The following is a 21,074-nucleotide window of genomic DNA, read 5'->3' on the forward strand; positions in this document are numbered from 1 at the left end:
TGGGCGGCGGGACGGGGTGAGAGGACGGCGGGAGCGGACTGGGGGCCACGGGCGGCCGCCCGGGCGGACGGTCCGCGGCCCTCGGGCGCAAAGACCTACTTTACGTCGCGGCCCATGGTGCCCGAGTCCGCCGCCTCGATCCTGCGCGGGGGCCCCACCGAGCCGCGGCGGACGGATCCGGGCGCGTTCCAGTCGGCCCGCCGCTTGGCGCGCGCCTTGGCCAGCTCGGAGGATTCGAGCTGCCACGGCACGGAGGTGACCATCACCCCGGGGGTGAACAGCAGCCGGCCCTTGAGCCGCAGCGCGCTCTGGTTGTGCAGAAGGTGCTCGTACCAGTGGCCGACGACGTACTCGGGGATGTAGATGCTCACCACGTCCCGGGGGCTCTCGCGGCGCAGGCCCTTGACGTAGTCGACGATCGGGCGGGTGATCTCGCGGTAGGGCGAGTCGAGGACCTTCAGCGAGACGTCGATGCCGCGCCGCTGCCACTCCCGCTGCAGCGCCTTGGTGTCGTCCGGGTCGACGTTGACGCTGAGCGCCTCCAGGGAGTCCGAGCGCATCAGCTTGGCGTACGACAAAGCGCGCAGGGTGGGCTTGTGCACCTTGGAGACCAGCACGATGGAGTGCACCCGCGAGGGCAGCACGTACTCGTCGCCCGGCTCGTCGCCGGCGGCCAGCTCGTCCGACACCCGGGTGTAGTGGCGGCGGATCGCGGTCATGGTCGCGTAGAAGACGACCATGCCCAGGACGGCGACCCAGGCACCGTGGGTGAACTTCGTCAGCAGCACGATCACCAGCACCATGCCGGTGAAGAAGGCGCCGAAGGTGTTGATCGCCCGCGAGCGCATCATGCGGCGGCGCACGGCCTGGTCGGTCTCGGTCCTCAGGTGGCGGTTCCAGTGCCGGACCATACCGGTCTGGCTGAGGGTGAAGGACACGAAGACGCCGACGATGTAGAGCTGGATCAGGCGGGTGGAGTCGGCGCCGTAGATGACGACGAGGACGGCGGCGAAGCCGGCCAGCAGCACGATGCCGTTGGAGAACGCCAGCCGGTCGCCGCGGGTGTGCAACTGGCGCGGCAGGTAGCGGTCCTGGGCGAGGATCGAGCCGAGCACCGGGAAGCCGTTGTAGGCGGTGTTTGCGGCCAGGAACAGCACCAGCGCGGTCACCGACGCCAGGAACACGAACGGGATCGAGTTGTGGCCGAAGACCGCCTCGGCGACCTGGGCGATCACCGGGTCCTGGGTGTATCCGCTGCCCAGCGGCCGGCCGTGGTCCAGCAGGTCGGTGGCCGGGTTCTCCGCCATGTGGACCTTGGTGTTCATGGCCAGCGCGATGATGCCGCAGAACATGGTGACGGCCAGCAGGCCCATCGCGGTCAGGGTGGTGGCCGCGTTCTTCGACTTGGGCTTCTTGAAGGCGGGCACACCGTTGCTGATCGCCTCGACGCCGGTCAGCGCGGCGCATCCGGAGGAGAAGGCCCGCAGCAGCAGGAAGACCAGTGCGAACCCGCCGAGACCGGAGGATTCCGCGTGGATGGTGTAGCCGGCCGTGGGGGCGTGCATCTCGTGGCCGGTGGCGATCTTGAGGACGCCCCAGCCGATCATGCAGAACACGCCGAAGACGAAGGCGTAGGTGGGGACGGCGAAGATGCTCCCGGACTCGCGCACTCCGCGCAGGTTCATCAGCATCAGCAGCACGATCATACCGACCGCGCCGAGGACCTTGTGGCTGACGAAGAAGGGGACGGCGGAGCCCAGGTTCTCGATGCCGGAGGCGACCGACACCGCCACCGTGAGCACGTAGTCGACCATCAGGGCGCTGGCGACGGTCAGCCCGGCCCTGCGCCCCAGGTTGGTGGTGGCGACCTCGTAGTCACCGCCGCCGGAGGGGTAGGCGTGCACGTTCTGCCGGTAGGAGGCGACCACCGTGAACATCAGCACCACCACGGCGCCGGTGATCCAGGGGCTGTAGTGGTACGCCGAGGCGCCCGCGATGGACAGTACGAGCAGGACCTCGCCCGGCGCGTACGCCACCGAGGACAGCGGATCGGAGGAGAACACCGGCAGCGCGAGCCGCTTGGGCAGCAGCGTCTCGCCCAGTTTGTCGCTGCGCAGCGCCCGCCCGATGAGGATCCGCTTCGGCAGGTCGGTCAGTTTGGACACCCCGCGATGTTAGAGGATCGCTCGGATGTGCGGATGCCCCCCTGCGATCCCGGAAGGCGGACGGCACGTGGCAACCTTCTGCGCCGCGCCGCGCGTGTGTAGCTTTGGCCGCGGTCTGAGACGCTGAGTACCGGTCTCAGGCACTCGTCGCGCACCGCGCCAGGTGCGCGGGCGGTGACTCAAAGGGGACTCATTGACGAAGCCGGAAGGACGGTCGTGCACGTCGTGATTATGGGGTGCGGGCGAGTGGGCTCCACTCTCGCGCACTCCCTCGAACAGCAAGGGCATACGGTCGCGGTGATCGACCAGGACCCGACGGCTTTCCGCCGGCTGGGCTCCGGGTTCGGCGGGCGCCGGGTGACCGGAGTCGGGTTCGACCAGGACACGCTGCGCGAGGCCGGAATCGAGGAGGCGGGCGCCTTCGCGGCCGTCAGCAGCGGCGACAACTCCAACATCATCGCCGCCCGGGTGGCCAGGGAGATGTTCGGCATCGAGAACGTGGTGGCCCGGATCTACGACCCCCGGCGGGCCGAGGTCTACCAGCGGCTCGGCATCCCGACGGTCGCCACCGTGCGCTGGACGGCCGACCAGATGCTGCGCCGGCTGCTGCCGTCGGGCGCCGAGCCGCTGTGGCGTGACCCGAGTGGCGGAGTGCAGCTCGCCGAGGTGCACACCTCGCCCACGTGGATCGGGCACAAGGTCAGCCGGCTGCAGGAGGAGACCGGAGTACGAGTGGCGTTCATCACGCGGCTCGGCGAGGCGATGCTGCCGACCTCGCAGACCGTTCTGCAGGAGGGCGACCTGGTGCATGTGATGATGCGCACGGACGGGGTCGCCGACGTGGAAGAGGCGTTCGCCAAGGGGCCCGAGGAGGCGCACTCATGAGGGTCGCCATCGCGGGGGCCGGCGCGGTCGGCCGGTCCATCGCCGCCGAGCTGCTGGAGAACGGGCACGAGGTGCTGCTCGTCGACAAGAACCCCAGCTCGATCTCGGTGGAGCGGGTCCCGCAGGCCGAGTGGCTGCTGGCCGACGCCTGCGAGATCACCTCGCTGGACGAGGCGGCGCTGCAGCGCTGCAACGTGGTGATCGCCGCCACCGGCGACGACAAGGTCAACCTGGTGGTCTCACTGCTGGCCAAGACCGAGTACGGGGTCCCGCGGGTGGTGGCCCGGGTGAACAACCCCAAGAACGAGTGGCTGTTCAACGAGTCCTGGGGCGTCGACGTGGCCGTGTCCACGCCGCGCCTGATGTCCGCGCTCGTCGAGGAGGCGGTGAGCGTCGGCGACCTGGTGCGGCTGCTGCGGTTCAGCCAGGGCGACGCGAACCTGGTGGAGCTGACGCTGCCGCGGGAGGCGGCGCTGGTCGGCACCCGGGTGGGCGATGTGAGCTGGCCCACCGACACGTCGCTGGTCACGATCATCCGCGGCAACCGGGTGCTGACGCCCTCCAAGGACGACGCGCTGGAGGCCGGTGACGAGCTGCTCTTCGTGGCGGCGCCGCACCGGGAGGAGCAGCTGGAGGACCTGCTGTCGCTGCGGGACGAGGCGGAGACGGAGGACGAGCCCGAGGAGGAGTGACCCGTCGGCCGGAAGGCCCGGGCCCCTCGGGAGGCCCGGACCGGCGGTCTTCGCGGGTCCGGGTCAGAGCCCGGGTCCGGGTCCCGGTCAGAGCCCGGGCCCCGGTCAGGAGGCGGAGGAGGCGCGGGCCTTCTCCGCCTTCTCGGCTTCCTCCATCTCCGCGATCACGTCGATCGGCGGCGGCGCCTTCACCAGGAAGATCCAGGTCAGGTAGACGGACAGCAGGAACGGCGGGATGCCGAGGGCGACCTTGACCCAGCCGAGCTGGGTGGCGTCACCCCACCAGTAGAGCGGGAAGAGGATCGCCGACTTGCCCAGCAGGATCAGGCCCCAGGCCCAGCTCGCCTTGGTGTACGCCTTGAGCCGACCCGGGTTGCGCTTGCGCCAGGACAGGTTCTCCTTGAACACCGGGCCGAGGATCAGTCCGAGCAGCGGGAAACCGGCCGCGGCGCTGACCAGGTAGGCGACGGCCAGACCCAGGGTGTAGAGCATCCCCGGCAGGTAGAAGTTCTTGGCGTTGCCGGACATCATCGCGAAGACCGCGCCGAAGGCGACGCCGAAGACCCCGCTGAAGGCGTGCTTGAGGGTGTCCCGGCGCAGCAGCCGGGCCACGCCCATCACCACGGACAGCGCGAGCGCGGCCAGCGCGGAGATCTTGATGTCCCGGTGGGCGGTGTACACCGCGACGAACACCAGGCCCGGGACGGTGGTCTCCACCATGCCGCGGATCCCGCCGAACGCCTCGAAGAGCGCGGCCTCGGTGATCGCTCTCGCCGCCGCGTCCGGCCGGTCCCCACCGTCGTGCCGGTCGGCACCGTCCTGCTTGTCGATCGACGCCACCTGTTACTCCTGTCCGACCGGGCGCAACTCGTATTTGGGGTTGAACAGCACCGGCCGGCCCCGGTTCATGGAGATCCGGCCCGTCGCGATGATGCGGCGGCCGGGCTCTATGCCGGTGATGCTGCGACGGCCCAGCCACACCACATCGAGGGCGGCGGAACCGTCGAACAGCTCGGCTTCCAGTGCGGGCACGCCGGCCCTGGGACGGAGCGTGACCGTACGCAGCGTACCGGTCACGGTCGCGATCTGGCGGTCGGAGCAGTCGCTGATCCGGGTGCAGCCGGTGGCCTTCGCCTCCTGGAGCAGCTCCTCGGAGTGCAGCTCCTCGGGAGAGGAGGACAGCCGGTCGAGCATGCGGCGGAAGCGGCCGGCGGGCCGGTCGGAACGGATGGCACCACTCATGTCTGCAAGGGTACCGGCCGGGTACGACACCACCAGGTGACCTGCGGGCGGTCCGCGGCGGTCACGGCTCGAACCGGTACCCCATGCCCGGCTCGGTGACGAAGTGCCGGGGCCGCGCCGGGTCGGCCTCCAGCTTGCGGCGCAACTGGGCCATGTACACCCGCAGGTAGTTGCTCTCGGTGCCGTAGGCCGGCCCCCACACCTCGCGCAGGAGCTGTTTGTGGCCGACGAGCCGGCCGCGGTTGCGTACCAGGACCTCCAGCAGGTGCCACTCGGTCGGGGTGAGGCGGACGTCGGCGCCGTCGCGGTTGACCTTCTTCGCGGCGAGGTCGACGGTGAAGGCCGCGGTCTCGACGGTGGCGCCGTCCTCGGGGCCGGAGGGGGCGGCCCGGCGGACCGCGGCGCGCAGCCGGGCCAGCAGCTCGTCCATGCCGAACGGCTTGGTCACGTAGTCGTCGGCGCCCGCGTCCAGCGCCTCCACTTTCTCGCCGGAGGCCTGGCGGGCGGACAGCACGATGATCGGCACCCGCGTCCAGCCGCGCAGGCCCCGGATCACCTCGACGCCGTCCATGTCGGGCAGGCCGAGGTCGAGCACGACCACGTCGGGGTGGCGGGCGGCGGCCAGGCGCAGGGCGGAGGCGCCGTCGTGGGCGGCGTCGACCTCGTAGGCGCGGGCGCGCAGGTTGATGGCCAGGGCCCGCACCAACTGGGGCTCGTCGTCGACCACGAGCACCCGGTGGGTGGGGGGCCGCTGCTCGGTCGTCATGTCGTGGTCCTCGCTCCTGGGCCCGTACGGGAGCCGGTCGCGCGGCTCGAACGGGAGTCGGCCGGGCGGCCCGTACGGGAGCTCGCGGTGGTCACGGGTGGCCGGTGGCGGTGGGGCGCCGGGGGCGGCGCGCCGGTCATGTCGTCGCCTCCGCCGGGAGGCCGGGGCGGGCCGGGGCGCCACCGGGGGCCGCGCGCAGGGTGAAGACCATGGTCAGGCCGCCGCCGGGAGTGTCCTCCGCGGTCAGTGTGCCGCCCATCGCCTCGGCGAAGCCGCGGGCCACCGCCAGGCCCAGGCCGACGCCGTTGCCGTGCGGCGCGTCCCCGTACCGCTGGAAGGGCTCGAAGATGCGCTCCTTGGCGCCGTCCGGGACGCCCGGGCCGCGGTCGGCCACCCGCAGCTCGACCCGGTCGGCCAGCGCGCTGGCGGCCACCAGCACCTCGGCGCCTTCCGGGCTGTACTTGACGGCGTTCTCCACCACGTTGGCCACCGCGCGCTCCAGCAGCCCGGCGTCGACGGCGACCATGGGCAGGGTCTCGGGGACGTCCAGGGCGACGCCGTGCCCGGGCACCCCGCCCAGCGCCATCGGCACCACCTCGTCCAGGTCGACCTGGCGGATCAGCGGGGTGACGGTGCCGGTCTGCAGCCGGGACATGTCGAGCAGGTTGCCCACAAGGTGGTCGAGCCGGTCGGCGCCCTCCTCGATGCCCGCCAGCAGTTCGGCCTCGTCCTGCGCCGACCAGGCCACGTCGTCCGAGCGCAGCGACGAGACCGACGCCTTGATGCCGGCCAGCGGGGTGCGCAGGTCGTGGGAGACGGCGGCGAGCAGCGCGGTGCGGATCCTGTTGCCCTCCGCCAGCGCACGCGCCTGCTCGGCCTGGTCGGCCAGGCGCCGCCGGTCGAGGGCCACCGCGGCCTGAGCGGCGAACGCGGACAGGACGCGGCGGTCGGCGGCCGGCAGGACCCGCCCGGTCAGCGCCAGCGACAACCGTTCGTTGACGGGCACGTCCACGTCGGCCTCCTCCGGCCGCGGGCAGGGCGGACCTCCGACACGGGCCGCGCACGTCCACTCGCCGTTCTCGCCCGCCCGTTCCAGCAGCGCCACCGACTCCATGCCGAAGGTCTCCCGCACCCGCTCCAGGAGCGCCTCCAGGCCGCTCTCGCCGCGCAGCACGCCGCCCGCCAGGTACGACAGGATCCGCGCCTCCGCGCCCAGTCTGGCCGCCTGCTGGGCGCGCCTGGCCGCGAGGTCGACCACGGAGGCGACGGCGGCGCCGACCAGGACGAAGATCACCAGCGCGATGATGTTCTCGGGCTGGGCGATGGTGAAGGAGTGGGTGGGCGCGGTGAAGTAGTAGTTGAGCAGTACGGAGCCCGCCAGCGCCGACGCCAGGGCCGGCCACAGGCCGCCGATCAGGGCGGCGGCCACGGTCAGCGTGAGGAAGAGCAGCATCTCGGTGGACTGGCTCGCGCCCGGGCGCGAGCGGGTGAGCAGCAGCGTCAGCAGCAGCGGCGCGCCCACGCCGGCCAGCCAGCCCGCCACGGCGCGGGAGCGGCCCAGCCGGGCGCCGCGGGCGGCGGGCAGGCCGCGGCCCTTGGCGGCGTGCTCGTGGGTGACGATGTGGACGTCTATGTCGCCGGACTCGCGGGCGACGGTGACGCCGACGCCGGGCCCCAGGGCGTACTGCCAGGTCCTGCGGCGGCTGGTGCCCAGCACGATCTGCGTGGCGTTGACGCCCCGGGCGAAGTCGAGCAGGGCGTCGGGGACGTCGTCGCCCACGACCTGGTGGAAGGTGCCGCCGAGGTCCTCCACGAGGCCGCGCTGCTCGGCCAGCTCCCGGGTGCGCCCGGACGCCAGGCCGTCGTCCCTGACGATGTGCACCGCGAGGATCTCCCCGCCCGACCCCTTGGTGGCCATACGGGCGGCCCGGCGGATCAGCGTCCGGCCCTCGGGGCCGCCGGTCAGGCCGACCACGATGCGCTCGCGGGCCTGCCAGACGCCGGATATGCGGTGGTCGGCCCGGTACTGCTGGAGGTGCTCGTCGGCCCGGTCCGCGGTCCACAGCAGCGCCAGCTCGCGCAGCGCGGTGAGGTTGCCGGGGCGGAAGTAGTTCGACAGGGCCGCGTCGATCCTGTCGGGCGGGTAGATGTTGCCGTGGGCCATGCGGCGGCGCAGTGCCTGGGGCGACATGTCGACCAGTTCCATCTGGTCGGCGCGGCGCACGACCTCGTCGGGCACGGTCTCGCGCTGCCGCACGCCGGTGATGGCCTCCACCACGTCGCCGAGCGACTCCAGGTGCTGGATGTTGAGGTTGGACACGACGTCGATGCCGGCCTTGAGCAGTTCCTCGACGTCCTGCCAGCGCTTGGCGTTGCGCGAGCCGGGCACGTTGGTGTGGGCGAGCTCGTCGACCAGCGCCACCTCGGGGGCGCGGGCGAGTATCGCGTCGACGTCCATCTCGGGGAAGACGGCGCCGCGGTGGCCGACCTCCTTGCGGCGCACCTCCTCCAGGCCGCGCGCCATGAGTTCGGTGCGCGGCCGGCTGTGGTGCTCGACGTAGCCGACGACCACGTCCGTGCCGCGCCCGGCACGCCGGTGCCCCTCGGCGAGCATGGCGTACGTCTTGCCCACGCCGGGGGCGGCTCCGAGGTAGATGCGCAGCGTGCCGCGTGCCATGCCTCGACTTTAGAACGAGCGAACCGGACAAACGGGACCGGGTGCCCCGCACGGGCGCACCTTGACGGCGTCTTGACGCCCGGCCCGCCGTACCGGATGCCCGATCCGGCCCGCGGGAGACCGGGAAGCGGCCCGGGGCGGGGGCGCGGGCGCGTCAGGCGGTCTCGGCCGTGCGGCCGTCGCGCAGCTCCAGGACACGATCGGCCAGGCCGATGAGCTGCGGGTCGTGGGTGGCGACCAGGGCCGTGACGTTCTCGGAGCGGACGACCGCGCGCAGCAGCTCCATGACGGCGAGGCCCGTGTCCGCGTCGAGCTGGCCGGTGGGTTCGTCGGCGATGAGCAGGACCGGGCGGTTGGCGAGCGCGCGGGCGATGGCGACGCGCTGCTGCTGGCCGCCGGACATCTCGGTGGGGCGCTGGGCCGCGTGGTCGGACAGGCCGACGAGCGAGAGCAGCAGGGCGACGCGCTCCTCGCGCTCGCGCGCGGGGACCTTGCGCAGCCGCATGGGGACGCCCACGTTCTCGGCGGCCGTGAGGATCGGGATCAGGCCGAAGGACTGGAAGACGAAGCCGATGCGGTCGCGGCGCAGGCCGAGCAGGCCGTCCTCGCCGAGGCCCGACAGGTCGACGCCGTCCACCCGCACCACGCCGGAGTCCGGGGTGTCCAGGCCGCCGACCAGGTTGAGGACCGTGGTCTTGCCCGAGCCGGACCGGCCCTTCAAGGCGACGAGCCGGCCGCGCTGCACGCTGAAGGAGACCCCGCGCAGGGCGTGCACGGCGGTCTCGCCGCTGCCGTACGTACGGCACAGGTCCTCGACCACCACCATGGCGTCGCCGTCCGCCCCGCCCGCCGGCGACGTGGCCGCGGACGCGGCCGGTGTCCCGCTCATCCTCGTTCCCCCCGTGTTCTCCCCGTGCGACGAAACCGCCCGGCCGCCGAACGTATCGGCGACCGGGCAGTGGGGGCAACGGGCACGGCCCAGCGGTCCGTACAGGGTCCGTACACGGTTCCGTACGCGGCGCGTACGTGGTCCTTACGCCGTGCGGTACGGCGGCCGGACGCGCGCTCCCGGATCCGGCGGAGCGCGCTCCCGGCGCTAACGCAGTTCGGTGATCTCCGGGCCGCGCCGCATCGGGTCGATGCCGTCGCCGAACTTCTGGACGTCGGCCTGGTCGGGCGCCGTGCCGTCCGGGACCATCTGGGCGTCGTTCGGCAGCTGGAGCACGATCGGGTCGCGCGGCGCCATCGGGGCGTCGCCGCGTACCACCACGGTGTCCTGGAAGACGGCCTCCAGCACTCCGGCGGCGCCCGGCTGCACCGCGCCCTGGCCGGAGATGACGCCGCGCAGGAACCAGCGCGGGCCGTCGCAGCCGACGAAGCGGACGAGCTGGACGCCGTTGGTCCCGTCCGGCAACTGCACCGGCACCTGGGCCCGCAGCTCCCAGCCGAGCGGCCCCTCGACCTCGTCGACGATGCCGCCCTGCTGCGTGATGCCGGAGGCGATCTCGTCGCGCACCTCGCCCCAGATGCCCTCGGACCTGGGGGCCGCGAACGCCTGGAGCTGGATGGCGCTGTCGCGCAGCACCACCGTCGCGGCGACGATGGACTCGCCCGCGACCTCGACCCGCAGCTCCATGCCGTCCACCCCGGGGACGAACAGACCGCCCAGGTCCACCCGGCCCTCGCCGGGCTGCTGGACCTCGCTGATGTCCCACGGCCCGTCGGGACGCGGAGCGGGCGGAAGGTTGTACCGGGACCCGCCGGAGTCCTCCGGCTCCGCTGCTTCCGCGGTCTGCTCCGACTCCTCCTCCGGGCTCTCGGCCTCGTCGAACTCGTCGATGGCGTCTTCGCGCACCTTGCGACGACGGAACACGGTCACTGTCCTTCCCGGTCGCTGAGGACCGATGCGTATCCGTTGGTGGACGTGTCCGCCTGCGGCGTCTCCACCGCGGCGTGACCCCCCGTGGAGCCGAAGCCCCCCGCGGCCCGGGCAGAGCCGGGCAGCTCCGCCACTTCGTGGAACCTGACCCGCTCGACCTGCTGAACGACCAGTTGGGCGATCCGGTCGCCCCGCTCGAATCCGACGCTCTCACGCGGGTCGAGATTGACCACGATCACCTTGATCTCCCCACGGTACCCGGCATCGACCGTTCCCGGGGCATTCACCATCGCGACGCCGCAGCGGGCGGCCAGTCCGGAGCGGGGATGCACGAAGGCCGCGTACCCGTCGGGCAGGGCGATCGCGATGCCGGTGGGCAGGACCGCCCGCTCCCCCGGGGCGAGTACGGCGGGCTCGGTGGTCACCAGGTCGACGCCCGCGTCGCCGGGGTGCGCGTACGACGGGACGGGCACGGACTCGTCGAGGCGGCGCAGCAGGACGTCCACGGGCGGGCGCGGAGCGGGGCTCACGGGTTCACCTCGAAGGCGCGGGCGACCTTGACCCGGTCGGGGTCGGCGAGCGCGGCCTGGATCTCCTCGCGGCGGCCGTTGCTGGTGAAGTGCTCCATCTTCACCTCGACGAACAGGGCGTCGGCGCGGACGGCCAGCGGGCCGTCCGGGGCGCCGATCCGGCCCTCGGCGGTGCTGTAGATCTTGCGGCCGGCGACCGCCACGCAGCGGGCCGACAGGTGGAGGGTGGCGCCGACCGGAACCGGGCGCACGAAGTCCGTCTCCAGACGGCCGGTGACGGCGATGGTCCGCAGCAGCCAGCCCAGCGAGCCCAGGGTCTCGTCGAGGGCGGTGGCCAGGACGCCGCCGTGGGCGAGTCCGGGCGCGCCCTGGTGGGCGGGCCGCACGGTGAACTCCGCTGTGACGCTGACACCCTCGCCGGCCGTGGTGACCAGGTGCAGCCCGTGCGCCTGGTCCTGACCGCAGCCGAAGCACTGGTCGTAGTGCGCGCCCAGCAGCTCGCCGGGCCCGGGGGCGTCCGGATGGCGCACCGGCGCGGTCGCGTCGGGCGGCGGGGTCAGGCCCTGCCGTCCGTGACTCGGGGGTGTCGTGGCTGAACTCACGCCGCAGACCCTACCCTCCTGCGGGAACCTTTCCCTTCCCGCGTCCGCGCAGCGGGGCATGGCAGTCTGGTGCCATGTCTGGTGCCCTTCCCGGTGTGTCCTCCGGCCCGTCGCAGCCCGCCCCGCGCGGCGCCTCCGGCGGCGCCCCCCAGCCCTACGACGAGCGCCTGACGGTGCCGCGGTCCTGGTGGGTGATGGCCGTCGGCACCGGGGTGGCGATGGCCATCATCCTCTTCCCCTTCGGCCCGCTGGCGATGCTCGCGGGCCTGGCAGGCGGCGGCGTCCTGGCGATGACGGCCGTCAGCTCCTACGGCTCGGTGCGCATCCGTGTGGTCGCCGGCTCCCTTGTGGCGGGCAAGGCGCGGATTCCGGTGACAGCGCTGGGCGAGGCGGTGGTGCTCGACGAGGCCGAGGCGTCGGCCTGGCGGTCGTACAAGGCGGACCAGCGGGCGTTCATGCTGCTGCGCTCCTACGTGCCGACGGCGCTGAAGGTCGAGGTGACCGATCCGCAGGACCCGACGCCCTACCTCTACCTGTCGACGCGCTCGCCCAAGCGGCTGGCCCAGGCGCTCCAGGCCGCGGTCGCGGCGGCGGGCGGCGGGACGGGGAGGACGGCCGGCGAGGAGACGGGTGGCGGTTTTTCGGGCGAACGGGAGACGGGCGGCGGGGCGGGACCGGCGGCAGGCGCCTAGGCGCCGGGCGGGTCAGGCGGGCTCGGCCGGGCGGGGGCGCTGCGCGGCGCGCAGGTCGTGCCGTACGCGCTCGGCGAGCCTGCGGGTGTCGCGCCTGTTCATCAGGGCGCCGACGGACGCGCCGATGAGGAACGGGGTGAGCGCGGGGGTGTGGCGCAGGGTGCGCCGCAGCAGCCGCTGGCGCAGCTCCTTCTTCATGGAGGTGCCGACCGCCACGTTGACGGTGGACAGCTTGAGCACGTCGATGCCGCGCTGCTGGGACCAGGCCCACAGGTAGGCCGTGGCGCGGTCCCGGGCCGTGCCGGGCGCGCGCAGCCCGTAGAGCTCGTGCAGCTCGGCGATGAGCTTGTACTCGATGGCCGCGACGCCGAGGGTCTCGGCGGCGACCTCCGCCGGCATGGCGGGCGGGGTGGGCATCATCGCGGCGGCGCCCACACCGGCGCCCACCGTCATCGTGCCCTTGACCGCGGCGGCGATCAGCCGGTCCGCGACGTCCTCGGGATCGAGCCCGGGGAACTGTGCGCGCAGGGTCGCCAGGTCGCGCACGGGGATGCGCGGTGCGGTCTCCACGAGCCGCTCGGCGACCGAGCCGATGCCGACCCGGGCGATACGGCCGCCCGCGCGGGCGGTGCCGAACACGCCTCGGGCCACGCTCCAGGACGCGCTCCGGGAAACCGTCCTGGACGCCGTCCAGGACACTCCCCGGACGACGCTCCGGGAGACCCCGCGAGCGGTGGCGGCCGCGAGCGAGGCCGCCCGGCCTCGCTCGGCGTCCTCGGGGCCTTCCGGCAAGCCGGTCATGGCACTCGGGGATCAGGCCGCGCAGTCGCGGCAGATCGGGTTGCCGTTCTTCTCCGACGCCAGCTGGCTGCGGTGGTGCACCAGGAAGCAGCTCATGCAGGTGAACTCGTCCGCCTGGCGGGGCAGCACGCGGACCGACAGTTCCTCGTTGGAGAGGTCGGCGCCCGGCAGTTCGAGGGACTCGGCCTGGTCGAACTCGTCGACGTCGACGGCGGAGGTCGACTTCTCGTTCCGCCGGGCCTTCAGTTCCTCGATGCTGTCCTCGTTGACATCGTCGTCGGTCTTGCGTGGGGTGTCGTAATCCGTTGCCATGTCGCTCTCCCCCTGTGGGTGTCTGCGGTGTCTCCAGCGCACGTAACGCGCGGGAGGCCGGACTTGTGCCCGACCCGAGGCGGAGATTTTGCCTCACATCAAGGCCCGTTACTCAATCGACACCCAAGCCCGACCCCCGAGGGGCGAGCGCGCGGGTGGCCGATCATGGTCCGTGGCGGTCCGAAAGTCATACGCCACAGGTGCCCTCACGTGTACTTCCCGTGATCATGACCTGCGGAAACATGGATTTTCCGGTCCTTTTCCCTGGCCAGGCGCTCACCGAGCGTACATGAAGAATCGAGTCGGTGTGCTATTGCTCACAACCCGTTCCGGCCCCGCACAGACCCTGAAATTACTCGCAAAGCGAACAGACACCGGGGCGTGTCGGGTGGGCCGGGAGGGGCCCGGGTGACCTGGCGCCCGGACGCGGGTGACGTGCTTCACAGCGGGATGGCGACCCGCATGACCAGGCCACCGCCCTCCCTGGGCTCCGCGGTGATCACCCCGCCGTGCGCCCGAGCCACCGAGCGGGCGATGGACAGGCCGAGCCCGACACCCTTGTCACTGCCGGTGCGCTCGGTACGCAGCCGCCGGAACGGCTCGAAGAGGTTGTCGATCTCGTACGCCGGGACGACCGGGCCGGTGTTGGCCACCACCAGCAGCGCCTGACCGCCCTCCACTGCCGTGCGGACCCGCACCCAGCCGTTGCCGGGCACGTTGTACCGCACGGCGTTCTGCACCAGGTTCAGGGCGATCCGCTCCAGCAGCACACCGTTGCCCTGGACGACCGCCTCCGTGAGGTCCGAACGCAGCTCCACGCCCTTGGCCTGCGCCTCGCCGCGGGTCTGATCGAGCGCCTGGGAGGCAGCCTCGGCCAGGTCCACCGGCTTGCGGTCCACGATCTCGTTGTCGCTGCGGGCGAGCAGCAGCAGGCCCTCCACGAGCTGCTCGCTGCGCTCGTTGGTGGCGAGCAGGGTCTTGCCGAGCTGCTGGAGCTCGGGCGAGGTGCCCGGGTCCGACAGCTGCACCTCCAGCAGGGTGCGGTTGATCGCCAGCGGGGTGCGCAGCTCGTGCGAGGCGTTCGCCACGAAGCGCCGCTGGGCGTCGAAGGAGCGCTCCAGCCGGTCCAGCATCTCGTCGAAGGTGTCCGCCAGCTCCTTCAGCTCGTCGTCCGGGCCGTCGAGCTCGATCCGCCGCTTGAGGTCCGAGCCGACCACGCCGCGCGCGGTCCTGGTGATCCGGCCGAGCGGCGCGAGCACCCGGCCGGCCATCACGTAGCCGAACGCGAAGGCGACCACGGCCATGCCGATCAGGGTGATCAGCGACCGCTTGAGCAGGGTGTTGAGCGCCGCCGCCCGGCGGGCGTCCATGCACTGGGCGAGTGCCTGCTGGAAGGCGTCGGCGCTGGTGTGGGACCCCAGGCCGGGGCAGGCGTTGCTGTTGATCGTGACGTTGCCGCTGGTGATGCTGAACAACGGCTCGTTGCCCTGGTGGAGGGCCTGGGCGGCCAGCAGGTAGATGATCCACAGCAGCACGACACCGGCGATCAGGAACATGCCGCCGTACAGGACGGTCAGCCGTATCCGGATGGTGGGCCGCAGCCAGGGCGCCGTGCTCTCCTGGGGCTGCGGGTTCCACAAGGGGCGCGGGGGCGCGGTCGGCCGGGCCGGAGGGTGTCCCCCCGGGGCCCGTGGCGCCTGGGGCGGCTGCGGGGACGCGGACTGCGAGGACGGTACGTGGGGGGTCGAAGGTGTCACGGCGGTTCAGATCCGGTAGCCGGAGCCCGGCACGGTGACGATCACCGGGGGCTCGCCGAGTTTGCGGCGCAGGGTCATCACGGTGACCCGCACCACGTTGGTGAAGGGGTCGGTGTTCTCGTCCCAGGCCTTCTCCAGGAGCTGCTCCGCGGAGACCACCGAGCCCTCGCTGCGCATGAGGACCTCCAGGACGGCGAACTCCTTGGGCGCCAGTCGCACCTCGTCGCCGTTGCGGAACACCTCGCGGCGGTTGGGGTCCAGCCGGATGCCGCCGCGCTCCAGCACGGGGGGCAGGGCGGCGGTGGTACGGCGGCCCAGGGCGCGCACCCGGGCGGTCAGCTCGGTGAAGGCGAAGGGTTTGGGCAGGTAGTCGTCGGCGCCCAGCTCCAGGCCCTCGACCCGGTCGCTGACGTCGCCCGCGGCGGTGAGCATCAGCACCCGGGTGGGCATGCCGAGCCCGACGATCTGCCGGCACACCTCGTCACCGTGCACCACGGGGAGGTCACGGTCGAGGACGACCACGTCGTAGTCGTTGACGCCGATCCGCTCAAGGGCGGCGCCGCCGTCGTACACGACATCGACGGCCATGGCCTCGCGGCGCAGCCCGGTGGCAACCGCATCGGCGAGCAGCTGCTCGTCCTCGACGACCAGTACGCGCAAGGCGCTGTTCCTTCCATGAACGGTGGAGACGATCGGTGGAAAGGGCGGCGGAAAAGGCATGGCCCCCGCCTCCAATCGTGCACCGGAACGCCGTAAACCGGCGGTAAGGGTCGTCAAGGCAGCGGGACGGGGGCGGGTGGGGGCGAAGCGCCCGGCGCGATCACCGGAATTTCCCCGGTGTCCGCGAGGTTTCCGCCTCGGGCTCGGTGGGGAGGACGGCTGTACACCCGACCACCACGCCTTGCCGGCGCGTTCGCGCTTGGCACGGGCGTTGACACATCCCCGTGTCAACGGAGACGACGAGGGGCCGCATATGGACGCTTTCACGACGGGAATCCTGCAGCGCATACGCTCCACGGAGTCCGACCTGCGCCGGGCCCGGGAGACAGGGGACGACTACCTCGCCGAGGTCGAGCAGGGTGAGCTCGACGACCTGCGCCGCCTCGCGGCCGAGCACGGCGTGGACGTACGGCCCAAGGTCGCCTGAGCCGCGTCGGCCGACCCCCAAGCCGCACGCCCCGGTCACCGAAGGACGGTGCCGGGGCGTTCGCATGCCCGGGCGCGCCCCCGGGGGCGGCCCCGGGCGTGTCCCCGGGGGCAGCCAGGGCGCGTCCCGGCGCGTCCCGGCGCCTTCCATGGCGCGGACGCGCCCGGCGCGCGCCTCCCGCCCCGGAAAGCGCGGCCGCGGCGGCCGCCGCGGGACGGCCGTCACGGCCGCCCCGTCCCCCGTACGGGGCCGGCGCGGGGCCGCGGGCCCGATCAGTCGTGCCAGGCCCCCAGCTCCTCCAGCAGGCCCTGCAGCGGCTCGAACAGGCCGGGCGGAGCGGCCACCGTCAGCTCCCCGGAGGCCGGCTCGCCCGGGCGGCCGCCGGTGAGGGCGCCGGCCTCACGGGCGAACAGATCGCCCGCGGCCAGGTCCCAGGGGTTGAGCCCGCGCTCGTAGTAGGCGTCCAGCCGCCCGCAGCCGACGTCGCACAGGTCGATCGCTGCCGATCCCGCGCGGCGGATGTCCCGTACCCGGGGGACCAGGGTGCGGACCACCTCGGCCTGGGCCGCGCGCCGCTGCGAGAGGTACCCGAAGCCGGTGCCGACCAGGGCGTGCGCGAAGTCGGGGGCGGGGCGGCAGCGGGCGGGCCGGCCGTTGACGAGGGCGCCGCCGCCGAGCACCGCCTGGTACGTCTCGCCGCGCATCGGCGCCTCGACCACGCCGACCAGGGTCCGGCCGTCCTTCTCGGCGGCGATGCTGACCGCCCAGGACGGCAGGCCGTAGAGGTAGTTCACCGTGCCGTCGAGCGGGTCGATCACCCAGCGGATCCCGCTGGTGCCCTCGCTGCTGGCGCCCTCCTCCCCGAGGACGCCGTCGTCCGGGCGCAGCCGGGCGATGTGGGAGGTGATCAGCTTCTCGGCGGCGATGTCCATCTCGGTCACGACGTCGATGGGGCTCGACTTCGTGGCGGCGACGCCGAGGTCGGCCGGGCGGCCGTCGCGCAGCAGGGCGCCCGCCCGGCGGGCGGCCTCCAGGGCGACGGCGAGCAGCTCGGCGTGTTCCCCCGCCGCCTGGGATTCGGTCGATGGGCTCATCGGGGCGCTCCTCAGTCGGTGCCGGCCGCGGCCGGCTGGGGGTTCCTGGCCGGGCAGCAGCCGGCGGGGCAGACGTCGTGGCTGGGGCCCAGGGCGCCCAGCGCGCACCGGACCGGGGTCCGGCCCCGCTCGGTGGCGGCCCGCTCCAGGACCAGGTCGCGGATCGCCGCGGCGAAGCGCGGGTCGGCGCCGACCGTGGCCGCCCGGCTCACCGGCAGGCCCAGCTCCGCCGCCTTGGCGGCGGCCTCGGTGTCCAGGTCGTACTTGACCTCCATGTGGTCGGAGACGAAGCCGATCGGCACCATCACCACGGCGGGCGCGCCGTCCGCGTGCTCCGCCTCCAGGTGGTCGCAGATGTCGGGTTCCAGCCACGGGATGTGCGGGGCGCCGCTGCGGGACTGGTAGACCAGCCGCCAGGGCCGCTCGACCCCGGTGGCCTCGCGGACCGCGTCCGCCACCAGGCCGGCGACGTCGAGGTGCTGCGCGACATAGGCGCCGCCGTCGCCGTGGCCCTCCACGGGACCCGAGGTGTCGGCCGCGGCGGTCGGGATGGAGTGGGTGGTGAAGGCGAGCCGGGCGCCGTCGCGTACGTCCGCGGGAAGCGCGGCAAGGGCGGCGAGGACGGAGTCGACCATGGGCTCGACGAACCCCGGGTGGTTGAAGTAGTGCCGCAGCTTGTCCACGCGCGGCACCGGGCGGCCCTCGTCGGCGAGGACGGCCAGTGAGGCGGCCAGGTTCTCGCGGTACTGGCGGCAGCCGGAGTACGAGGCGTAGGCGCTGGTGGCCAGGACCAGGACGCGGCGGTGCCCTGTGTCACTGATCTCGCGCAGGGTGTCGGTGAGGTAAGGCGCCCAGTTGCGGTTGCCCCAGTACACCGGCAGGTCCAGACCGTGTCCGGCGAAGTCCTCGCGGATCGCCCGGAGCAGTTCGCGGTTCTGCGCGTTGATCGGGCTGACCCCGCCGAACAGGAAGTAGTGCCGGCCCACTTCCTTGAGCCGCTCGCGGGGGATGCCGCGGCCGCGGGTGACGTTCTCCAGGAAGGGCACGACGTCGTCGGGCCCCTCGGGACCGCCGAAGGAGAGCAGCAGCAAGGCGTCGTACGGGTGCGCGGATTCGGGCGGTGCGGCGTCGGACGGCGCCTGCCGGGGCGACGCGGCCGGGGCGGGGGCGGCTTCGGACGATGCGGCTTCGGACATGCCCCCGATCCTGCCATCCCGGCCCGGAAAACCCGTTGCCCGCCTCCGTAAGCTGTGTGGACCAGCCATGTTCCTTACCGGAGTCCGGAATGACGAGCCCCTACCGCGCCATCTTCACGCCGAAGGGCACCAAGGGCTTCTCCGCCGCCGGGCTGGTCGCCCGGATGCCGATGTCCATGGCGGGTGTCGGCATCGTGACGATGATCTCGCAGGTGACCGGGCGCTACGGCCTCGCGGGCGCCCTGTCGGCGACCCTGGCGCTGGCCACGGCGCTGTGCGGTCCCCAGGTGTCCCGGCTGGTCGACAGGCACGGGCAGCGGCGGGTACTGCGGCCGGTGACCGCCGTGACCGTCGCCGCGACGGCCGCGCTGCTGATCGGGGTACGGACCGGGGCTCCGCGGTGGACGTACTTCGTGTGCGTGCTGTTCGCCGGGCTGACCCCGAGCCTCGGCGCGATGGTCAGGGCCCGCTGGGCGACCGTCCATCGGGGCGCGCCCAGCCTGCTGCACACCGCGTACTCCTTCGAATCGGTCGTGGACGAGATCGTCTTCATCGTCGGGCCGATCCTGTCGATCGGGCTGTGCACGGTCTGGTTCGCCGAGGCCGGGCCGCTGCTGGCGGCCGTGTTCCTGGGCGTCGGCGTGCTGCTGCTGACCGCCCAGCGCGGCACGGAGCCGCCTCCGCACCCGCCCGGGCACGCGGCGGACGGCTCCGCGCTGCGCGAGCGGGGCCTGAGTGTCCTGGTCACGGCGTTCGTGGGGACCGGCGCCGTGTTCGGGTCGGTCGAGGTGGTGACGGTCGCGTTCGCCGGCGAGCGCGGGCACAAGGCGCTGGCGAGCCTGGTGCTGGCCGCCTACGCGCTCGGGTCGTGCCTGGCCGGACTGGTCTTCGGGGTGCTCACCCCGCGCGGCACCCCTACCGGACGGTTCCTGGTGGGCGTGTCCGTGATGGCGGTGAGTATGATCCCGCCACTACTGGTCGGAAACCTCTGGTTCCTGGCCTTGGCGCTGTTCTGTTCGGGTGTGACCATCGCTCCCACCATGGTGACCGCGATGGGCCTGGTCGAGCGGCTGGTGCCGCGGACGAAACTGACCGAGGGCATCACGTGGACCACCACGGGGCTCAATGTGGGCGTGGCCGCCGGGGCCGCGCTCGCCGGGCGGGTGATCGACGCGCACGGCGCCTCGGCGGGGTTCGCGGTGCCGGCCGGCGCGGCGGTCCTCGCCGTGGCGGTGGCTTTCCTCGGGAGCGGCCGGCTGCGGCCGGCGCAGGAGCGGAAGGAGTCGGACGGCGATGGGCATATCCGCGGCGAGTCGTACGCAGAGCCGGCCGGAGGCGACGGCGTGGCGTAACTGGGCGGGCAACGTGTCCGCCCGTCCCGCGCGCTCGGTGGCCCCCGCCTCGGTGGACGAACTGGCCGCCGAGGTGCGCCGGGCGGCCGCCGACGGGCTGACCGTCAAGGCGGTGGGATCCGGCCACTCGTTCACCACGACGGCCGCCACGGACGGCGTGCTGATCCGCCCTGAGGGGCTGACCGCGATCCGCTCGATCGACGCCGCGGCCGGCACGGTCACGGTGGAGTCCGGGGTGCAGCTCAAGCAGCTCAACGCGGCGCTGGCCGCCGAGGGCCTGTCGCTGACCAACATGGGCGACATCATGGTGCAGACCGTCGCGGGCGCCACCAGCACCGGCACGCACGGCACCGGCCGCGACTCGGGCTCGATAGCCGCCCAGATCAGGGCGCTTGAGCTGGTGACCGCCGACGGCTCGGTGCTGACCTGCTCGGCCACGCGGAACCCCGAGGTCTTCGCCGCGGCCAGGATCGGGCTCGGCGCGCTGGGCGTGGTCAGCGCGATCACGTTCGCGGTGGAACCGCTGTTCCTGCTGACCGCCCGTGAGGAACCGATGTCCTTCGACCGGGTCACGTCCGAGTTCGACCAGTTCGTCGCCGACAACGAGCACTTCGAGTTCTACTGGTTCCCGCACACCGAGGGCTGCGTCACCAAGCGCAACAACCGCAGCCGGGGGCCGGCCGCCCCGGTCCCGGCGGTGCGCGGCTGGATCGACGACGAGCTGCTGTCCAACGGCGTCTTCCAGGCCGCCTGCGCCCTGGGCCGGGCGGCGCCGGCCGCCATCCCGGGCATCGCCAGGATCTCCAGCCGCGCGCTGTCGGCCCGCACGTACACCGACATCCCGTACAAGGTCTTCACAAGTCCGCGCCGGGTGCGGTTCGTGGAGATGGAGTACGCCGTGCCGCGCGCGGCCGCGGTCGACGCGATACGGGAGCTCAAGGCGATGGTGGAGCGCTCGTCGCTGCGGATCAGCTTCCCGGTGGAGGTGCGGGTGGCGCCGGCCGACGACATCCCGCTGTCGACGGCGTCGGGGCGGGACAGCGCGTACATCGCGGTGCACATGTACCGGGGCAGCCGGTACCAGGAGTACTTCACCGCGGTCGAGAAGATCATGACGGAGCGGGGCGGGCGTCCGCACTGGGGCAAACTGCACACCCGGGACGCCGGTTACCTGGCGGACGTCTATCCCCGGTTCGGGGAATTCACCCGGTTGCGGGACCGGCTCGATCCCGAGCGGCTGTTCGGCAACGACTATCTGCGCCGCGTGCTGGGTTCGTAGCCGTAC

General features: G+C 72.9%; 20 protein-coding genes and 1 pseudogene. 6 read left to right on the top strand and 15 right to left on the bottom strand.

Features of this window, described 5'->3' with window-relative positions:
* Positions 1-95 precede the first annotated feature (95 nt).
* Positions 96-2,165 carry an APC family permease gene (locus K7G61_RS15100; protein ID WP_225847333.1) on the bottom strand — a complete coding sequence of 690 codons (2,070 nt, stop codon included), beginning with the start codon at positions 2,163-2,165 and terminating at the stop codon, positions 96-98.
* A gap of 216 nt (positions 2,166-2,381) precedes the next feature.
* Here K7G61_RS15100 and K7G61_RS15105 point away from each other — a divergent pair, with 216 nt between their 5' ends.
* A complete protein-coding gene (locus K7G61_RS15105) occupies positions 2,382-3,050 on the top strand; it encodes a TrkA family potassium uptake protein (RefSeq protein WP_225847334.1) in 669 nt (222 codons plus the stop codon).
* Positions 3,047-3,742 carry a TrkA family potassium uptake protein gene (locus K7G61_RS15110; RefSeq protein ID WP_225847335.1) on the top strand — a complete coding sequence of 232 codons (696 nt, stop codon included), beginning with the start codon at positions 3,047-3,049 and terminating at the stop codon, positions 3,740-3,742. The genes K7G61_RS15105 and K7G61_RS15110 overlap by 4 nt, the downstream gene beginning before the upstream one ends.
* 105 nt (positions 3,743-3,847) lie before the next feature.
* On the opposite strand, the gene K7G61_RS15115 is transcribed toward K7G61_RS15110, so the two are convergent.
* From K7G61_RS15115 to K7G61_RS15150, 8 genes are all read right to left on the bottom strand, one after another.
* On the bottom strand, positions 3,848-4,582 hold the full coding sequence (locus K7G61_RS15115) for a DUF3159 domain-containing protein (RefSeq protein WP_374204136.1): 735 nt from the start codon (positions 4,580-4,582) through the stop codon (positions 3,848-3,850).
* A 3-nt stretch (positions 4,583-4,585) separates the two neighbouring features.
* Positions 4,586-4,984 (bottom strand): OB-fold nucleic acid binding domain-containing protein, encoded by a 399-nt coding sequence (locus K7G61_RS15120; RefSeq protein WP_225847336.1) that lies wholly within the window; start codon positions 4,982-4,984, stop codon positions 4,586-4,588.
* Positions 4,985-5,045: 61 nt separating this feature from the next.
* A complete protein-coding gene (locus tag K7G61_RS15125; protein ID WP_225847337.1) occupies positions 5,046-5,750 on the bottom strand; it encodes a response regulator in 705 nt (234 codons plus the stop codon).
* A 136-nt stretch (positions 5,751-5,886) separates the two neighbouring features.
* Positions 5,887-8,427, bottom strand: coding sequence for a sensor histidine kinase KdpD (locus tag K7G61_RS15130; RefSeq protein ID WP_225847338.1), 2,541 nt, complete (start codon positions 8,425-8,427; stop codon positions 5,887-5,889).
* 154 nt (positions 8,428-8,581) lie between these two features.
* Positions 8,582-9,253, bottom strand: coding sequence for an ABC transporter ATP-binding protein (locus K7G61_RS15135; RefSeq protein ID WP_225847430.1), 672 nt, complete (start codon positions 9,251-9,253; stop codon positions 8,582-8,584).
* Between the two features lie 270 nt (positions 9,254-9,523).
* Positions 9,524-10,300 carry a DUF3710 domain-containing protein gene (locus tag K7G61_RS15140; RefSeq protein WP_225847339.1) on the bottom strand — a complete coding sequence of 259 codons (777 nt, stop codon included), beginning with the start codon at positions 10,298-10,300 and terminating at the stop codon, positions 9,524-9,526.
* A gap of 2 nt (positions 10,301-10,302) precedes the next feature.
* On the bottom strand, positions 10,303-10,836 hold the full coding sequence (gene dut / locus K7G61_RS15145; RefSeq protein ID WP_225847340.1) for a dUTP diphosphatase: 534 nt from the start codon (positions 10,834-10,836) through the stop codon (positions 10,303-10,305).
* Positions 10,833-11,438: a PaaI family thioesterase gene (locus K7G61_RS15150; protein WP_225847341.1), complete on the bottom strand. Its 606-nt coding sequence runs from the start codon at positions 11,436-11,438 to the stop codon at positions 10,833-10,835. Before K7G61_RS15150 ends, dut begins: the two co-directional genes overlap by 4 nt.
* Positions 11,439-11,533: 95 nt before the next feature.
* Here K7G61_RS15150 and K7G61_RS15155 point away from each other — a divergent pair.
* A pseudogene (locus tag K7G61_RS15155) lies at positions 11,534-12,028 on the top strand (DUF3093 domain-containing protein); the annotation flags it as partial.
* A 114-nt stretch (positions 12,029-12,142) separates the two neighbouring features.
* Here K7G61_RS15155 and K7G61_RS15160 read toward each other — a convergent pair.
* The 4 genes from K7G61_RS15160 to K7G61_RS15175 all read right to left on the bottom strand — a co-directional run bounded on the left by K7G61_RS15160 (position 12,143) and on the right by K7G61_RS15175 (position 15,660).
* On the bottom strand, positions 12,143-12,931 hold the full coding sequence (locus tag K7G61_RS15160) for a hypothetical protein (protein WP_225847342.1): 789 nt from the start codon (positions 12,929-12,931) through the stop codon (positions 12,143-12,145).
* 12 nt (positions 12,932-12,943) lie between these two features.
* A complete protein-coding gene (locus K7G61_RS15165) occupies positions 12,944-13,243 on the bottom strand; it encodes a DUF4193 domain-containing protein (RefSeq protein ID WP_033173914.1) in 300 nt (99 codons plus the stop codon).
* A gap of 440 nt (positions 13,244-13,683) precedes the next feature.
* The gene (locus tag K7G61_RS15170) at positions 13,684-14,883 is read right to left on the bottom strand and encodes a HAMP domain-containing sensor histidine kinase (RefSeq protein ID WP_225847343.1); all 1,200 of its coding nucleotides are present in this window, start codon (positions 14,881-14,883) and stop codon (positions 13,684-13,686) included.
* Between the two features lie 123 nt (positions 14,884-15,006).
* Positions 15,007-15,660, bottom strand: coding sequence for a response regulator transcription factor (locus tag K7G61_RS15175; protein WP_225847344.1), 654 nt, complete (start codon positions 15,658-15,660; stop codon positions 15,007-15,009).
* Between the two features lie 313 nt (positions 15,661-15,973).
* Between K7G61_RS15175 and K7G61_RS15180 the strand changes: the two genes are divergently transcribed.
* A complete protein-coding gene (locus K7G61_RS15180; protein ID WP_225847345.1) occupies positions 15,974-16,147 on the top strand; it encodes a hypothetical protein in 174 nt (57 codons plus the stop codon).
* Between the two features lie 272 nt (positions 16,148-16,419).
* On the opposite strand, the gene K7G61_RS15185 is transcribed toward K7G61_RS15180, so the two are convergent.
* Positions 16,420-17,241 carry an inositol monophosphatase family protein gene (locus K7G61_RS15185; RefSeq protein WP_225847346.1) on the bottom strand — a complete coding sequence of 274 codons (822 nt, stop codon included), beginning with the start codon at positions 17,239-17,241 and terminating at the stop codon, positions 16,420-16,422.
* Between the two features lie 11 nt (positions 17,242-17,252).
* Entirely contained in the window at positions 17,253-18,437 is a 1,185-nt protein-coding gene (locus K7G61_RS15190) for a ferrochelatase (protein ID WP_225847347.1), read from the bottom strand.
* 89 nt (positions 18,438-18,526) lie between these two features.
* Here K7G61_RS15190 and K7G61_RS15195 point away from each other — a divergent pair, with 89 nt between their 5' ends.
* Both K7G61_RS15195 and K7G61_RS15200 read left to right on the top strand, forming a co-directional pair.
* Entirely contained in the window at positions 18,527-19,789 is a 1,263-nt protein-coding gene (locus tag K7G61_RS15195; RefSeq protein WP_225847348.1) for an MFS transporter, read from the top strand.
* A complete protein-coding gene (locus tag K7G61_RS15200; RefSeq protein ID WP_225847349.1) occupies positions 19,731-21,068 on the top strand; it encodes a D-arabinono-1,4-lactone oxidase in 1,338 nt (445 codons plus the stop codon). Before K7G61_RS15195 ends, K7G61_RS15200 begins: the two co-directional genes overlap by 59 nt.
* The last annotated feature ends 6 nt before the right edge of the window (positions 21,069-21,074 follow it).

The sequence above is a fragment of the Streptomyces sp. HPF1205 genome (assembly GCF_020400825.1).
Taxonomy (GTDB): Bacteria; Actinomycetota; Actinomycetes; order Streptomycetales; family Streptomycetaceae; genus Actinacidiphila.

Excerpts from the sequence above, each read along its gene's own strand:
- K7G61_RS15120 (WP_225847336.1), bottom strand. The coding sequence starts at position 4,984 with ATGAGTGGTGCCATCCGTTCCGACCGGCCCGCCGGCCGCTTCCGCCGC.
- K7G61_RS15125 (WP_225847337.1), bottom strand. The coding sequence starts at position 5,750 with ATGACGACCGAGCAGCGGCCCCCCACCCACCGGGTGCTCGTGGTCGAC.
- K7G61_RS15190 (WP_225847347.1), bottom strand. The coding sequence starts at position 18,437 with ATGTCCGAAGCCGCATCGTCCGAAGCCGCCCCCGCCCCGGCCGCGTCG.
- K7G61_RS15110 (WP_225847335.1), top strand. The coding sequence starts at position 3,047 with ATGAGGGTCGCCATCGCGGGGGCCGGCGCGGTCGGCCGGTCCATCGCC.
- K7G61_RS15195 (WP_225847348.1), top strand. The coding sequence starts at position 18,527 with ATGACGAGCCCCTACCGCGCCATCTTCACGCCGAAGGGCACCAAGGGC.
- K7G61_RS15185 (WP_225847346.1), bottom strand. The coding sequence starts at position 17,241 with ATGAGCCCATCGACCGAATCCCAGGCGGCGGGGGAACACGCCGAGCTG.
- K7G61_RS15130 (WP_225847338.1), bottom strand. The coding sequence starts at position 8,427 with ATGGCACGCGGCACGCTGCGCATCTACCTCGGAGCCGCCCCCGGCGTG.
- K7G61_RS15180 (WP_225847345.1), top strand. The coding sequence starts at position 15,974 with ATGGACGCTTTCACGACGGGAATCCTGCAGCGCATACGCTCCACGGAG.
- K7G61_RS15165 (WP_033173914.1), bottom strand. The coding sequence starts at position 13,243 with ATGGCAACGGATTACGACACCCCACGCAAGACCGACGACGATGTCAAC.
- K7G61_RS15135 (WP_225847430.1), bottom strand. The coding sequence starts at position 9,253 with ATGGTGGTGGTCGAGGACCTGTGCCGTACGTACGGCAGCGGCGAGACC.
- K7G61_RS15160 (WP_225847342.1), bottom strand. The coding sequence starts at position 12,931 with ATGACCGGCTTGCCGGAAGGCCCCGAGGACGCCGAGCGAGGCCGGGCG.
- K7G61_RS15200 (WP_225847349.1), top strand. The coding sequence starts at position 19,731 with ATGGGCATATCCGCGGCGAGTCGTACGCAGAGCCGGCCGGAGGCGACG.